The sequence below is a fragment of the Streptomyces sp. RLA012 genome (genome assembly GCF_056270325.1).
Genome location: NZ_JBWDPA010000002.1, coordinates 10,438,426 through 10,453,419, shown reverse-complemented (window position 1 = coordinate 10,453,419; position 14,994 = coordinate 10,438,426). Strand labels below are relative to the sequence as shown.

Below are 14,994 nucleotides of genomic sequence, written 5' to 3'. Positions count from 1 at the left end.
GATCAGCAGACCGTATGCTGAGGGCGCTCATGGGGCCGCTCGACAATGACGTTCATGCGGAGGGGTACGTGGAAGCGCTGGAACCCGAGGATCCGCGTTCCGTCGGGGGGTACGAGTTACTCGGACGCCTGGGAGCGGGCGGTATGGGCAGGGTCTTCCTCGGGCGCTCCCCGGGCGGCCGGAGCGTCGCGGTCAAGGTGGTGCACGCGGAACTGATGCGTGAGCCGGATTTCCGCACCCGGTTCCGCCGGGAGGTGCAGGCGGCCCGGCTGGTGAGCGGCGCGTTCACCGCACCGGTGGTCGACGCCGACCCGGACGCCCGTCGGCCGTGGCTGGTCACGAGTTACATCGCGGGCCCGTCGCTGCAGCAGGCCGTCAGCAGCCAGGGGCCGCTTTCCCCGCCCGACGTGCTGGCCCTGGCCGCCGGGCTGGCCGAGGCCCTGACGTCCATTCACGGGGCGGGACTTGTCCATCGCGACCTCAAGCCGTCCAACGTGCTGCTCGCCGAGGACGGACCGAGAGTCATCGACTTCGGCATCGCCCGACTCATCGAGGCCAGCATGCTCACCAGGACCGGGTTGATGGCAGGCTCCCCGGGCTACATGTCCCCGGAACAGATCAGCAGCGGTGAGATCACCCCCGCCAGCGATGTGTTCTCCCTGGGCGCGGTCCTGGCCTACGCGGCCACCGCGAGGAACCCGTTCGGCGACGGACCCACCCCCGCGCTGCTCTACCGCCTCATCCATGCCGAGCCGGACTTCGACACCGTCACCGACCCCGCCCTGCGCGCCCTCATCTCCGAATGCCTGGCCAAGGATCCCGGGTGGCGCCCGACGCCGCGTCAGATCCTCGCCCGGATCGGTAACGGCGGCCCCGCGGCGGGCCCTGTCGACCCGCGGTCGGCCCACGGCCTGCCGCCCGTCGCCGACCGTGCCCACATATCCACCGCGTACGGCCCTGCCACCGCCGTCGCGGACACGGCGCTCCAGACCACCGCCGTGCAAACTCCCGCGCGGCCCGGCCCGACCCAGTTATATCCGCCCGGCTCGCCGGCCCCGGCCGTCGGGGAAGGCCGTACCCGCCGGGCCCTCCTCCTGTCAGGCTTCGCCACCGTGGCCGTGGCGGCGGGCGTCACCACCGGAGTTGTCCTCACCCGGTCCCACACACAGCGGTCCGCCGCGTCTTCGTCCACCTCACCCGGCTCGTCCCCGTCCTCCGCGCCACCGGCGGTCGTCCTACCGACGCCCGTCGGCTCCTGGCCACTTGACGAACGTTCCGGTACGTCCGTGTCCGACGCCGTCGGCGGCCACAACGGCATCGCATCCGAAGTCCAGTGGCAAGCAGGCCCGGACGGTGCCGCCCAGTTCGACGGTGTCGGTAGCCAGATCACCACCGAGGGCCCGGTACTGACCACCGGTCCCAGCAGCAGCTTCACCGTTTCGGCGTGGGTCTATCTCCCCAAGATCCCCAACTTCTTCGCCACCGCCGTCAGCCAAGAGGCAGACCCCGACAGCGGCTTCTACCTCCAGTACTCGAGCGACGACCTCCGCTGGGCCCTCTCCCGCCCCGGCATTCGCGCACTGTCGATCAACGCTCCGGCCACGAACACCTGGACCCATCTGGTCGGTGTCTGCGACGCCGTCGGCGACACACTGCGCCTCTACGTCAACGGCGTACAGGAGGGCACCACGGCCGACACCAAGTCCGTCGACTCCACCGGTCCCCTGGTCATCGGCCGCGCCAAGTCCGCAGGCCGTCCGACCGACTTCTTCCCCGGCAGCATCAAGAACGTCCAGGTCTTCGACCAGGCCCTCTCCACGGCCCAGATCAAGACCCTGGAGTGACGTACAGGCGGCGGCGCGGGTGAGTGCGGCGACAGAGAGGAACCGTCTGCCGAGCGCCTGCGGCGGCGCGCCGCGCGAGTTGCGGGTCACGGGCTCCGCGGATTGACCGCGTCCGGCAGGCCGACCATCTGAAACCGGCACACCCGAACCCGGCGGCCGGTGTCGACCGCGGCAGTGAGCGCGGCGGGATCGGCTCCCACCAGGCTTCCAGGCACCCGCCCCCTACAGGCTTCAGCCAGCGGCAGTCCCCCGGCGGTGGGCCTCGAAGCCGGCGCATTCCGGGAAGTGGCGGGCGGCGCCGGCCGAGTCGGAGGACTTCCCGCACCTGGTCGAAGCCCTCGACCACGCGGACCGCAAGCTCACCGGACTCACCGGACTCACCGGACGTCGGCGGTTCGAGCGGACGACCACGGTCCGCTCCCCGGCGACCGAGCAGGCCTCGACTACGTTCGCCCAGGTCGCCAGGCACTACGGCGTCGGAGTCGACGCCGGCAGCCGGGTCCATCACCCGCAGGACCAGACAGGTCCAGACCCGACCGACCGGACCTCAAGCCCCAGTGACTCCAGCAACCCCAGCAACCCCATCGACCCCATGAAGGCGCCCGGCGTGACGCACCTCATCCTGCTTGCAGGAACCAACGACATCGTCTTCTCCATCACTCCCGGCGAAATCGACCATGAGTTCGCCGGGATCATGAAAACCGACGCGCCCGTTGGAACCGCAGATCTCATCCGCGCGTACCGACAGATCCTCGAACGAGCACACGCGCACGGCGTGACGGTGTTCGGCGCCACCCTCACACCCATCGGCGGTTCCGACTTGAGCACCCCGGACGGAGAAGCGGCCCGCCAGCGAACCAACGACTGGATCCGCACCAGCGGGGCGTTCGACGCGGTCCTCGACTTCGACGCCGTATGGCGCGCCCCCGAAGACCCCGACCGCATCAAGGACGGTTTCGACATGGGGGACCATCTGCACGGCAACGACGCCGGCTACACAGCACTCGCAGACTCGATCGACCTCTCGTTGTTCGACTGATCGCTCTCAGCCCCGATCGTTCATGAGTCGTCATGGGTTCGCCGACGGTGACTTTGCGCTTGCCCGGTGGGGGATTCGAGGGCTGAGGCAGGTTGGCGGCCCGCCTGTCGCGTCGGGTGAGCGCCGGGTTCCACTACTCCGGTGTGCTGCTGCGGCTCATCGGGCACCCCACAACCGCCGCCCTCGACAAGACCTACGGAGAGGACCCGGGACACCTCTTCACCTGGAGGGTGCTTCTTTCCGTGCATCTGACAGGGCAGAAGGATGAGCCGGGCCCGCACCACCGCAATGGTGACGCGGGCCCGCGCGTATGTGTGCCGGTCGGTACTGCACGCCGGGTGACGCCTTACACGTCGGCGTCCCTTCGTGCCCACGGCGTGGTTCGGCCCGCCCCGCGCGCGTGCTGCGACGCCGCGCGACCAGGGGCTGGACACGCCTGAGGGGCCGACACATCGTGCCGGCCCCTCAGATTCCAGTAGCGGGGACAGGATTTGAACCTGCGACCTCTGGGTTATGAGCCCAGCGAGCTACCGAGCTGCTCCACCCCGCGTCGGTTAACTCCACCCTACGCCAATTATCCGGGCCCCGAGACCATGATCGCCTGCCCGCAGTGCCGAACGGATCCCAAGACGGGCCGGCCTTCCCCGCCCTGGCTCTGTCCACACCGGCATCGACGTCTACGGTCGACGAATGCGTACGGACGCACACCGTCGAGGGAGCGGATGAGGAACGGGGAGCAGTCGCCGTCCGCCGTGAAGGCGCCGCGTGAGCTCGGACGGACGGCCGGACACGGCTGGAAGCCGGCAGCAGAACTCTCTCCCCCGCGTAGACAAGACCGTCAAACGCCCCGAGCCCTCACCGAACACGACCGGTCGAGAGGTCGGAAATCAAGCTCTAGGGTCACGGTATGTCCAGAACAATCATATGGCTCCTCGCATGCGTCGGGTTCGGTGTGACCCTGTGGCTGCTGACCAGCGCACCCGACATCAGCTCGGGCTACCCCCGCTCCAACTGCCACGCCGTCCTCGGCACCGAATGGAGCCCCAGCTACGGGTCGATGGACAAAGGGGTGGAGACGACGTGTGCCTCCTTCCAGACACGACGCCTGGGGTGGGCGGTGCTGGTATCGGTGCCGACGGTGGTGCTGGCGGCGGCAGGACTGCGCAGGCGAGACGCCTGAGCTTGTTTGCGATCCCGCGATCGAGACGGCATACAGTTCAATCTGATGCTCAGTTCCCGGACGGGCAACGGCACTTGATCAGCGCCCCGATGTGCTGACGCCCACGAGACGACGCCGGGATGCCATACATGTTGGTGAGCGAGTTCCTCAGTCGCGAGGGGGTCGAAACGGTGAAGAACGCACTGGAGGGCTTCGCGGGCCAGACGAGCGATGAGGAATGGGGGGCGGCCGTCGATCTGGTGGCATGCCGTGTCATCGCCGTCGACACGGCCCGGATCAAAGCCCATGCTGTCCAGCAGAGGCAGGGTCCCTGACGCTTGAACAGTTCGTTCTCCGTGGTGTGGATGCGAAGGAGAGCGAACGCCTGGCACCGGTGATGCGGCCATGACCGAGCTGGAGTCCGAGTTGTTGCCTCGTGGACGCCCAGCCCCGCGCAGCCACTGACGGCCTTCGCGGGGCTGAAGATCTTGCCTGCTTCCACTGCACTGGCGGCGGACCGGCCCGCGCATGAGGCCGGGGCGCGGCGCGCGCTGGCCCAGGATCCGAACTTCCCGCACTGGAAGGTGGACGGCAATGCCTGTTCCGAGCCTGCTCACGGTCTTTGCCCACCCGGACGACGAGTCCCTGTCGGCGGGCGGAGTGCTCGCCCGTCACGCGGCCGGCGGCGCTCGCACTGCAGTGGTCACGGCGACCTGGGCCGCAGGCACCCCGCGCGCCGTGGAGCTCGCCGAGGCGTTGCAGATCCTTCGCGCCGGGCCGCCGCGGATGCTCGGATACGCCGATGCTCGCGTCCCTCAGTCGGCCCCGGGCCGGATACGGTTCTGCGATGCGCCGCTCGACGAGACGGTGCGGGAACTGGTCGCGCATCTTCGGGAGTTCCGCCCGGAGATCGTGGTCACCCATGACGCCTACGGCGGACTGACCGGCCATGAGGACCATGTGCACACCCACCGGGTGACCATGCTCGCGGTTCAGGCGGCCGGGCTTGAGCGGCTGTATCCGGACGCCGGTGAGCCGTGGCAGCCGAGCGCCTTGTACCTGGCTGCGCACCCGCACTCGGCCATGCGGGTCTGGGGCGGACACCTTGCCCGTACGGGCAAGGCGATGCGCAGTGTGCCGGACGATCGCATCACCGCGACCGTCGATGTCAGCGCCTGGCTGGAACAGAAGATCGCCGCCGTACTGGCTCACCGTACCGAGGTGGAGCGGGGAGCCGTCCCAGGGCTGATCGCCGGTCTTCCGGTGTCCGACCGGGAGCGGATGCTCTCCACCGAGTGGTACATCCGCCACGACCCCGTTCCCGCGGCGACAGCACAAACGGAGCTCATGGCCTGAGTGTGGCCACCGAGAGCGAGCCGGTGCAGTTCTGGCTGTCCAACCTGCCCTCCGGGATGCCGCTGACCACGCCGGTGCGGCCGGCCAAACTGCGCTGGCGCATCGAGCACGACCACCGCGAAATGAAACAGGCCCTGGAACTGGCCCACTTCGAAGGCCGCACCTGGAGCGGCTGGCACCACCACGTCACCCTCGTCTCCGCCGCCCACGCCTTCTGCACACTGCACCTACTGGCACACCGCCCAAAAACAGAGCGTCCGTCGCCGGTCTTGGTGCACGGTGCCGGTCAGGGCGCGCGGATGTGGCGACGTCAATTGGGAGCGTTGTCCGACGACTTCCACGTCGTTGCTCTTGATCTGCCGGGGTTCGGCGGCACGCCGGGCCCGTTCAGCTTGACGGCGGCAGTCGAATCCGTCACCGAGGTCGCCCGACAGCTGCGGCCTGTTCACCTGTGCGGCCACTCTCTTGGGGCGATCGTGGTGGCACGGGTCGGAGCTGAGAAGCCGGACCTCGTGGCCCGGTTGGTTCTGTCCGGTGGTCCTGAGATCGCACCCGGCAAGACGCCACCACGGCGGCTTCGCCTTGGCGGAATGGCCTTGTCCGCGGTGGCGACAAGACCCCAGGACGGGACGGACCGCCAGGCGGCGGCCGTGGTCCGGTCCGTGAAGGCCGTTGCGCTGAACGGTCGTTGACCCGACGCCATCACGCGCGTGGTCCTGCGCGGCACATCGGCGGCAAACACGTCGTGGAACCGGTCGGGGCGCAGGTACAGATCCTCGCCGGTGGTCCCGTCCGCGTTGGTGAAGGGCACCGGGTCGAGAGCGGCCTGGATCTCGCTGCCCGGATACTTCTGGATCAGTTCTCCGAGGACCTCGCCCTTGTCGGGGACGAAGGCGGCAACGTACACGAGCGCCTTGACGTGGGGATTGCCCGCCGCCGCGTTGGTGATGACGGCGCCGCCATAGGAGTGGCCGACGAGCACGATCGGGCCCTTGACCGACTTGAGGAAGCTCGCGATGTAGGCCGTGTCCGTGGGCAGTCCGCGCAGGGGGTTGGCCGGTGCCGCCACGGCGTAGCCGTCCTGTTGGAGTTCGCTGATCACGCCGTTCCAGTTGGACGCGTCGGCGAATCCCCCGTGCACCAGGACGACCGTGGGCCTGGGGCCGGACGGCGCCGCGTCGCTCTGCCCACCGGGATCCGCCGCGGCGGCGGATCCCAGGAGGGTGGCTGCCGCTGTGGTCGCGACGGCCATGGTGAGCAGGGCACGCAACCAGCTGCGGAGATTCCTCAAGGGGTGGCTCCTGAGGCAGCCTTCTTGATGAGTGCGGCGACCTCGGCGGGCTTGGACACATAGACGGCGTGGCTGCCGCCGGTCTCACTCACCGTCGCCCCGGCCCGCTCGGCCATGGCGCGCTGGGCCGGGGGCGGGATCATGCGGTCGTCGGTGGCGACCAGGTAGAAGCTCGGCCTGGTGCGCCAGGCGGGCCGACCGACCGTCCCGCCCAACGCGTCCAGGCCCCAGGGCACTTGGGAGTCGGCCAGGAAGCGTGCCTCGTCGGCGGGCAGGTCCCCGGCGAAGGACGCTGCGAACTTCTCCCGGTCGAGGAAGAGGAACCCTTCCTCGGGCGGCAGGATCGGCGGAACGGGAGCGCCGGGCGGAGGGTCGGCGATGAGGGTGTTCACGGACTCGCCCTTGTCGGGCGCGAACGCCGCGACGTACACGAGCGCGGTCACCTTCTCGTGGTTGCCCGCTTCGGAGATCACCGCGCCGCCGTAGGAGTGTCCGACCAGTACGGTCGGGCCGTCCTGGGCGTCGAGTACCTGGTTGGTCGTGGCAACGTCGCCTTCGAGCGAGATCGTGGGGTTCTGGACGACGCTCACGGTGTAGCCGTCCGCGCGCAGCTGCTCATAAACGCCTCGCCAGCCCGACCCGTCGACGAATCCACCGTGAACGAGAACGACGTTCCTGGCTTGCCTGGCTTCCCTCGCTTCCTGCGCTTGCCTTGATTCCTGCGCTTGCCTTGTTTCCTGCGCTTCCGGTGCTTCCGGTGTGGTGCTCACGATGCGCCAGCTCCTTCGTGTGGTGAGTTCTTGGTCATGCAAGGTTGCGGAAGTCGTGCGAGAGGGACGGCCAGGGACCAGACCGGCCTACTGGGGAATGGCCGTCACCGGTGCCTGGGCCAGCAGCCGCGCCTGGGCACGGGCGGGATAGACCTTCGTGAAGACAGCGGGTCCGACGAGCCCGGCGACATGGGCGGCGATGCCCACCCAGGCCGGGGCGTCCACCGCGCCGCAGACGGCCAGACTGACGCCGATGAAGGTGAAACCCGCACCCCAGGCGCTGGTGATGTGGTTGTTGACCCGGATGAACTCCGGCATGTCCCAGTACTCGCGAGGTGTCTGGCGCCGGGCGATGCCCAGCGTGAAGGGGCGACGGATCGCCAGGGTCCCCCAGGCGGTGGCGGCCAGCCAGCCGAAGGAGATGACGTCGGTGTGGTCCGCCAGAGCGGAGTCCGGCCTGGCAACAGCGACGGCGCCGACCACGACGAAGTACGCGACGGTACTGATCTCCAGGATCAGAGCATCGAGGCCGACCCCACGGCGGCGGTCCTGCAAGAGGAGCAGCAGCCCCGAGACGAGACCCCCTAGCGCGCCCCAGCGCCAGTCGAAGGACGAGACGACGCCGGCGACGATCCAGGGGATGAATCCGCGCAGATAACCCATTTGATGTTCCTCGGTGAAATGGAATGGATGGCTGCGGAGGAGTACTGCTCCGAAGCCACCCAGTGACCTGACGCCGACTAGATGCACGGCGCGCGTCGAAGTTCGAACCAAGGAGTGTGACGCTCGTCACAGGGCGCTATTGCCGGCTCTCCCCTGGGCCCAGCGCTACCGGAGCAGGTAGGAATGCCTGGCCGCAGCGACAGGGATAGCAACAGGGATAGGGATAGGGCCGTCGCCGTCCCACTCGGTCCGGTCCGTGGTTACGCGTCTCGGTCGGCCTCCCGAGCCGCACGCTCCAGCCGGCTTCGATGGTTCTCCCACCACGCCGAGTCGCCCGGCGGCATGCTGTCGTTGGTCTCGTTCATCCCCACTGCACCGTCTATGAGCTCCCGGACGATATCGGCGTGCCCGGCGTGCCGGTGCGTATCAGCGATCACGCGCACTACGGCATGATGCAGCGTCACCTCGTCCTTGCCGTTCGGCCACCACGGCACCCTGCCGATGGTGTCCAGCGCCAGCGCGTCGATCGTCGCGTCCGCGTGCACCCACGCCCGGCGGTAGAGCTCCACGACGTGCTCGCGTGACTCGTCGACGGTGGCCCACATGTCCGCGTTGGCCTCGGCACCGTCTTCGAGCCAGGGCAGCGGCTCGCCGGACGGCCGTCCGAAGGTGTCGCCGAGGTAGCCCAACTCCACGCCGGCAACGTGTTTCACCAGGCCCAGGAGGTTGGTGCCGGTCGGCGTCAGCGGACGGCGGATGTCGTACTCCGAGAGCCCTTCGAGCTTCCACAGCAGGGCGTCGCGGGCGGACTGCAGATAGAAGTGAAGGTCAGCCTTGGGATCCGAGTCGGTCATGGGGTCAGTCTGCCGCTGGCCCGATCTTTGTTCACCGCCCCGCACAGGGACAGACCCCGCTCGACCAGGTACCGCCCGGTCACATCACACTCGTCCGGCGTCTCCCGTCGGCTCCGGGCGGACGGCCCGGCCCTCAAGCAGCCATTCGCGAGCCGTACTCCACGGTGACGGAACGCCGCCACAGCACTTCACCGAAGCACTGGCCCAGAGCGCCATCGTCGCAGCGTGCTGTGCCGCCTCGATCCCGATGGCACTCTTCGGCCCGTGGTCCTACCCGCCGTGATTCATGGCACCGCCCGCCACCAGGGTGGTGAAGTCATGGTCGAGGCCAGGCCGACCGACCTGACGGTCCGGCACGACAGCCCGGTCCTCTGGGTCTCGGACGCTCACGCAAAGCGTCCATGCACGGCATCCACGTACGACGTCCATGTACGACGTCCATGCACGACATCCATGCACGACATCCATGCACGACGTCCATGCACGGACGACGTCTCCCTGGTTCATGACGGCCGCCCGCCGAACTGCCAGTTGTGGACCTCGATGTCCGCATACGGGTCCGGGGGCAGGACGGCGCGTGCGGTGTCCGGGTCCGTCGCCCGGACCAGCGCCGCTGTGCCCAGCCAGGCGGTGCCGTCGTCAGACAACAACGGCCCGTACGCGATCAGTTCGTCCCGGTCGGGCGGCACGGCGAGGCCGGCGGCCTGCCCCGTGCCGAGGCCCAGCACCAGGTACCGGTTGCCGCCGGTCCGGCCACCGGGGAAGTCCCACATGGTGCGCCCCAGCATGTTGCGCCATCGGCGCACCAGCACGTCCCGGTACACGCCGGCCTGGTAGCCCGGCTCGTCGAAAGCGAACGCGCGGGCGGCGGCGGGATCCGGCAGGTCGACGATGTGCACACTGCCGGTGGGCGTGTCACCGTCACCGGCGAAGGTCGGGCCGCGGGCGATCATCTCCTTCGCGTACTGGTCCATGTAGGACCAGTGCTCTTCCAGCAGCTCCTTGCGCAACGGGACGGAGCCGGGCCGATCGCGGTGGTAGCAGAAGAATTCCATGGCCACAGACCCTTCCCCAACCTGGGGCAACATCTCAACCGAGTTTGGCGACGATGACCGCACGCTCCCAACGCGGCGGCGCTCCGTCAGACGGCGCAGCCATCACGAAAGCGCGGTCGCAACCCAGCAATTGGCCGTCTTCGGCCATCTCTCACTGTGAGCGGCGACTGTCCTGTGTCACCGAACCCTGAGCGCGTGCCGTCGAACGTCGAGCAACTCGGCGTGGGTAAGGCCGAGTTCCAGTTCCCCACGCGCGCATGTCCCTGGCGATTTCCTCCCGCACAGTGGCCTGGTCCCGCACGCGTGGTCAGATCAGAACCGGCACGGCCATCACAAGAAAGGGCCCGCTCGGCCAAGTCCCACAGCACGGCGACGACTTCCTCGACCGGGACGGCCGACCGGCCACGGCGAACGCACCGGCCGCATCAGGCCCTCGCCGACTCCCTGGGGCACTCTGGTCACCGGCACCGACCGGCGGCGCAGGGCGGGCCACGCCGCCTCCACCTCAATGGCACCGGACAGGGACTCGACGGGTACGAAGCAAGCCCTCGGCTGCGAGTTCGGCGGCCCCGGGCGGCAGCCGGCGCGCCACCTCGGTCGCCCCCAGATCCATGGACGATGTGCTTGCGCAGCGGGCGACCGCCCGTGAGTCACCCGGACTCGACGTCTCCCGATCGCGTCGGGACCGGGACGGCGTCCAGCGCGGCGAGCGTCGCATCGTCGAGCACGATCGCACCCGCGGCGACGTTCGCCTGAAGGTGCTCGGCGTTCGCGGTACCCGGGATGAGGAGGACGTTCGGGGCGTGGTGGAGCAGCCAGGCGAGTCCGACCTGCGAGGGAGTGCCGCCCAGGGACTGTGCCACGGCCACCACGGCAGGCTCGTCGGTCACCTTCGGCAGGCCGGGGATGGCACTGCCGAGCGGGAAGTACGGTACCCAGGCGATGTCCTCGGCGGCGCAGAGGACAAGCAAGTCCTCGTCGTCGCGCGCCACGAGGCTGTAGGCGTTCTGCACACAGGCGATGCCCGCGGGGATCCCCCGGCGCAGACTGTCCAGGGTCACGCTGCTCAGCCCGATCGCACCGATCTTGCCCTCGTCGCGCATCGCAACCATGACCGCGAGCTGGTCGTCGATATCGACCAACTGGTCACCCTCGGCCCGCAGACCGGGCCCGGTGTCCGCACGACGCAGGTTCACCAGCGGGATCTGGTCGAGACCGAGACTGGTGAGGTTGTCCTCGACACTCGCCCGCAGTTCCTCGGGCCGCTGCGCGACGCGGAGCGGTATGGGCCCGCCGGGGTTCGGGGTGGCACCGACCTTGCTGACGACGAGGACGCCGTCCTCGGGGCGGATCGCCTCACGGATGAGGCCGTTGACGAAACCGTCGCCGTAGAACTGGGCCGTGTCGATGTGGTCGATGCCGAGCTCGACCGCGCGGCGCAGGATTGCGACAGCCGCGGCGCGGTCGCTGTTCGAACGTAGCTGCATCGCCCCGTAGCCGACGCGGGAGACGGTACGGCCGGCGAGCAGACCAGGGCCTCCGGGGCGCGGGGCGCCGGTGGCCGTGGCCCCCTGGAGAAGGGACATCCGGAGAGGGGATATCGGTGGAGGTCATGAAAATGCTGCCCTCGTACGACGACAGGGAAAGCGGAGAAGTCTCCGCTACGTCGACTGTAGCACTACCGGAGGCTCCTCCGTTTTGGCTCTGCCCGAACCGACACCCCTCGATGTCCAAGCCGATCCGCCCGCCGGGACCGGAACCGGCCGGCCCGCGCCGGTGCGCGGCGCAATCGTGAGCAGCTCTTCGCTGCCGTACGGGCCGCCTTCACGGCCGCCGACGACACGGTCACGCTCGAAGCCATCGCCCGCGACGCCGGGGGCGACACCGGCATCGGTACCGGCACTGCCCACAACCCGTATGCCACCGCTTCCATCTGCTCGGGCGTCAGATGCAACCGCCACCACTTCTTCCCGTGATCACCCAAGGCCGTACAGCCGCGCTCCGCCGGCCTCCGCTCCCGTGCCGACCCGCCCACACCGCACCGGGCGGCCCGCCGGCGCCGACAGCTCCGTACGGTCCTCCCGCCCGGTCGGCTCCACCAGGCCCTGGTTCTCTGGGCCGTTGACGTGGCGCCGACCCGGCGGGAGGAATTCGGGGGCCGGTGTCCGGCCGAGCCCGGCCGCCTGTCCGCGCTCATGCCGCGCCTCCGGCCAGGCCCCGCTCACCCGAGCCGGACAGGCACCGTCGTGTTCCTGCGACCCGACCCGAACGACGAGCCGTCGCCGGCCCGTCGTCGGCCGCTCCACGGGTCACTCACGGTCCCCCTCGCGCCGGCCCTCCTCGTACTAGTCCTCCTCGCGTCGGCCCCCCTCGTGCTGGCCCTCCTCATGCTGGCCCTCCTCATGCTGGGCCTCCTCTCGCTCGCCCTCCTCGTGCTCGCCCTCCTCTCGCTGATTCGCCGCGACCAGTGCCTCGACCATGTCGACGGCGCTGCCCTCGTGGTCGCTGCCGGCCGTTCCGCTGCCCTGCTGGAGGTTCGCGGCCCGGTCCACTTCAAGGATCGAGTCGGCGTGCGAGTTGTCGATCACGGTGATCAGGCTGCCGCCCGCGGCCGCCGGTGCCGCCGCGGCACCCAGCACGGCCGCCGTCAGCACAGCGGCCGTGCACAGGCGCAGCGAAGGAACGCGCTCCGGGGTCACGCGTTCACGCCCTGGGGTTCCGGCCGCAGACGTGCGATGTTGCGCTCCAGCAGCTGGGTGGCGGTCTTGACGCCGACACCGTTCACCGTGTTCACCACGGGGAGCCGGCCGTCCGCCGTCCTGAGGTCGGCGAGCGCGGAGTGCATCGCCTGGTGGGCCGCGAACAGACACGGCGTGCTGTAGATGGCGACGTCCACGCCGAGTTCGGACAGCTCGGTCAGCGAGAGCCTGGGTGACTTGCCGCCCGCGATCTGGTTGAACAGCAGTGGCTTGTCGCCGACCACCTTGCGGATCCGTCGGATCCACTCCACGCTGCGCACCCCGTCGACCAGCACCACGTCCGCGTCGGTCGCGGCCAGCTTCTCGGCCCGGTGCAGGATGTCGTGCTCGTCGGTGGCGTCCGTACGGGCCACCACGACCATGTCCTGCCGGGTCGCCAGCACCATCTCCAGCTTGGCGAGGTACTCGGACAGCGGCAGCACCTGCTTGCCGTCGGCGTGCCCGCACCGGCGCGGCCGCTTCTGGTCCTCCAGGATCACCCCCGACGCCCCGATCCGCTCCAGCCCCTCCACCACGTGGCAGGCGACCTCGGGATCGACGTATCCGTCGTCGATGTCCACCAGCAGGTGGTGCCGCGGGAACGCGCCCCGCAACCGCTGGACGAACGCCACCATGTCCGGCCAGGCGATGAAACCGATGTCCGGCAGCCCGTAGTAGGAGGCCGCGAAGCCGAAGCCGGAGACGAACATCCCGTCGTAGTGCTCGGCCGCGATCGACGCCGAGTACATGTCATACACGCCGATCAGCGGAGTGGTCTCCGGCTCGGCGATCTGCTCCCTCAGCTTCTTCCCGTAAGTCAACGTCCGGTTCCTCTCATGGGGTTGAACACGTCGTTCGGAAAGGGCCGTCGCGACACGACCGCCCTTTGCCAGGACAAGAGGATCCCTATAGCGATACCGAACTCTCTCCTTGGAAGGGCTTTACTCACCTCAATGGCGCAAGCGGTTCACCGGAGAAACGTCACTCATCCCCCGTCCGGGCCGCCCCGTCGGTCCCGGGTCTCTGCCTCTGCCTCTGCCTCTGCCCCGGGTCTCAACAACGATGTGCCCGCCCACGCGAGCGGGATCGGCATCGACATCGACATCGACATCGGGAGACGATCAGCAGGAGCGGCGGGTCCCATCCCTCCCCCGTGGCGTCCGGGACCATGGCGTAGGACCGGGTGAGGACGCGCGCCCTGAGAAGTTCGAACGGCGCATCGTGTCACTGGGAGGGGCAGGCTCCCCACGCCCGACCCACCCATACTCGACTCCATGAACAGCAAGGACCAGCTGGGACGATTCCTGCGCACGCGGCGCGCACAACTGCGGCCCTCGGACGTCGGGTTGTCGACCTACGGGGAACGCCGGCGAGTGCCCGGGCTGCGCCGCGACGAGCTGGCCCAGTTGGCGGGGGTGAGCCAGTCCTACTACACGCGGCTGGAGCAAGGGCTGTCCCTCAACGCCTCGGTGGAGGTACTGGATGCGATCGCCCGGGCGCTCCGCCTGGACGAGACCGAACACCGCCACCTCCACGATCTCGCCGGGGTGGTGCGCAAGAGCGGCAAGGGTCGCTCTCGCCGGCCGGCACCCGAGCGCGTCACGGAGACGACGAGACAGCTGATCGCCGCGTTCGGGGACACTCCGGTGATCGTCCTGGGCCGCAGGAGCGACGTCCTGGCATGGAACCGCACCGGGCACGCGCTGTTCGCCGGACATCTTGATCCGGACAGTCCCGAGCAGCCGGCCCGGCGGCCCAACACCGCGCGGCTCGTCTTCCTGGACCCTCACACACGTGATCTGTACGAGGACTGGCCCAGAAAGGCCAGGGACGCGGTGGGCAAGCTGCGCCTCGCGGTCGGCGAATACCCCGACGATCCGGCGCTGGCCGAACTGATCGGCCAACTGAGCATGAAAAGCCGGGAGTTCACCTCCCTGTGGTCGGAACACCGCGTTCGTGCCTGGGACATCGCAACACACCGGATGCGGCATCCCCTGGTCGGCCCCATGGACGTCGCCCAGCAGGCGATGCCGGTCCCGAACGAGCCGGGACAGCGCATCGTCGCCGTCACCGCGGAGGCGGGATCCTCCTCGCAGGCCGCGCTGACCCTGCTCACTCAGGTCACAGCCCCCGGCAGGGACGACCGCGGCAGTCACCCGGCTGATGCCGCCGCCCGTACGCAGCCCGCCGTCGACCCGGGTTCCGTTTCCCTCCGCTAGCCCCGT

13 protein-coding genes, 1 tRNA gene and 3 pseudogenes are annotated in these 14,994 nt (G+C 69.2%); 8 read left to right on the top strand and 9 right to left on the bottom strand.

What is annotated here, in order from left to right:
* Positions 1 to 14 precede the first annotated feature (14 nt).
* Positions 15 to 1,844 (top strand): protein kinase domain-containing protein, encoded by a 1,830-nt coding sequence (locus RV986_RS47590; protein ID WP_475923312.1) that lies wholly within the window; start codon positions 15 to 17, stop codon positions 1,842 to 1,844.
* A 592-nt stretch (positions 1,845 to 2,436) separates the two neighbouring features.
* Positions 2,437 to 2,883: a GDSL-type esterase/lipase family protein gene (locus tag RV986_RS47585; protein WP_475923311.1), complete on the top strand. Its 447-nt coding sequence runs from the start codon at positions 2,437 to 2,439 to the stop codon at positions 2,881 to 2,883.
* Between the two features lie 476 nt (positions 2,884 to 3,359).
* Here RV986_RS47585 and RV986_RS47580 read toward each other — a convergent pair.
* Positions 3,360 to 3,433: transfer RNA gene (locus tag RV986_RS47580), tRNA-Met, on the bottom strand.
* A 357-nt stretch (positions 3,434 to 3,790) separates the two neighbouring features.
* On the opposite strand from RV986_RS47580, the gene RV986_RS47575 reads away from it, so the two are divergent.
* From RV986_RS47575 to RV986_RS47555, 5 genes and pseudogenes are all read left to right on the top strand, one after another.
* Complete coding sequence (locus RV986_RS47575; protein ID WP_475923310.1) at positions 3,791 to 4,063, top strand: hypothetical protein; 273 nt, start codon at positions 3,791 to 3,793, stop codon at positions 4,061 to 4,063.
* A gap of 119 nt (positions 4,064 to 4,182) precedes the next feature.
* Entirely contained in the window at positions 4,183 to 4,377 is a 195-nt protein-coding gene (locus RV986_RS47570; RefSeq protein ID WP_475923309.1) for a hypothetical protein, read from the top strand.
* A 259-nt stretch (positions 4,378 to 4,636) separates the two neighbouring features.
* A complete protein-coding gene (locus RV986_RS47565; RefSeq protein ID WP_475923308.1) occupies positions 4,637 to 5,398 on the top strand; it encodes a PIG-L deacetylase family protein in 762 nt (253 codons plus the stop codon).
* Positions 5,399 to 5,418: 20 nt separating this feature from the next.
* A pseudogene (locus tag RV986_RS47560) lies at positions 5,419 to 5,649 on the top strand (IS701 family transposase); the annotation flags it as partial.
* A gap of 48 nt (positions 5,650 to 5,697) precedes the next feature.
* Positions 5,698 to 5,943, top strand: a pseudogene (locus tag RV986_RS47555) (alpha/beta fold hydrolase); the annotation flags it as partial.
* Here RV986_RS47555 and RV986_RS47550 read toward each other — a convergent pair.
* From RV986_RS47550 to RV986_RS47515, 8 genes and pseudogenes are all read right to left on the bottom strand, one after another.
* Entirely contained in the window at positions 5,844 to 6,689 is an 846-nt protein-coding gene (locus RV986_RS47550; protein ID WP_475923307.1) for an alpha/beta hydrolase, read from the bottom strand. The pseudogene RV986_RS47555 and the gene RV986_RS47550 overlap by 100 nt on opposite strands.
* Positions 6,686 to 7,366: pseudogene (locus tag RV986_RS47545) on the bottom strand (alpha/beta fold hydrolase); the annotation flags it as partial. The pseudogene RV986_RS47545 and the gene RV986_RS47550, both read right to left, overlap by 4 nt.
* Positions 7,367 to 7,546: 180 nt before the next feature.
* Positions 7,547 to 8,122, bottom strand: a complete 576-nt coding sequence (locus RV986_RS47540) for a hypothetical protein (RefSeq protein ID WP_475923306.1) — start codon at positions 8,120 to 8,122, stop codon at positions 7,547 to 7,549.
* 260 nt (positions 8,123 to 8,382) lie between these two features.
* The gene (locus RV986_RS47535) at positions 8,383 to 8,976 is read right to left on the bottom strand and encodes a DinB family protein (RefSeq protein ID WP_475923305.1); all 594 of its coding nucleotides are present in this window, start codon (positions 8,974 to 8,976) and stop codon (positions 8,383 to 8,385) included.
* A gap of 503 nt (positions 8,977 to 9,479) precedes the next feature.
* Complete coding sequence (locus RV986_RS47530; protein WP_475923304.1) at positions 9,480 to 10,031, bottom strand: YciI family protein; 552 nt, start codon at positions 10,029 to 10,031, stop codon at positions 9,480 to 9,482.
* A gap of 650 nt (positions 10,032 to 10,681) precedes the next feature.
* The gene (locus tag RV986_RS47525; RefSeq protein ID WP_475923303.1) at positions 10,682 to 11,617 is read right to left on the bottom strand and encodes an aldo/keto reductase; all 936 of its coding nucleotides are present in this window, start codon (positions 11,615 to 11,617) and stop codon (positions 10,682 to 10,684) included.
* 759 nt (positions 11,618 to 12,376) lie between these two features.
* Complete coding sequence (locus RV986_RS47520; protein WP_475923302.1) at positions 12,377 to 12,730, bottom strand: hypothetical protein; 354 nt, start codon at positions 12,728 to 12,730, stop codon at positions 12,377 to 12,379.
* Positions 12,727 to 13,590, bottom strand: a complete 864-nt coding sequence (locus RV986_RS47515; protein WP_475923301.1) for an isocitrate lyase/PEP mutase family protein — start codon at positions 13,588 to 13,590, stop codon at positions 12,727 to 12,729. Before RV986_RS47515 ends, RV986_RS47520 begins: the two co-directional genes overlap by 4 nt.
* Positions 13,591 to 14,043: 453 nt before the next feature.
* Between RV986_RS47515 and RV986_RS47510 the strand changes: the two genes are divergently transcribed.
* The gene (locus RV986_RS47510) at positions 14,044 to 14,988 is read left to right on the top strand and encodes a helix-turn-helix domain-containing protein (RefSeq protein WP_475923300.1); all 945 of its coding nucleotides are present in this window, start codon (positions 14,044 to 14,046) and stop codon (positions 14,986 to 14,988) included.
* Positions 14,989 to 14,994 lie beyond the last annotated feature (6 nt).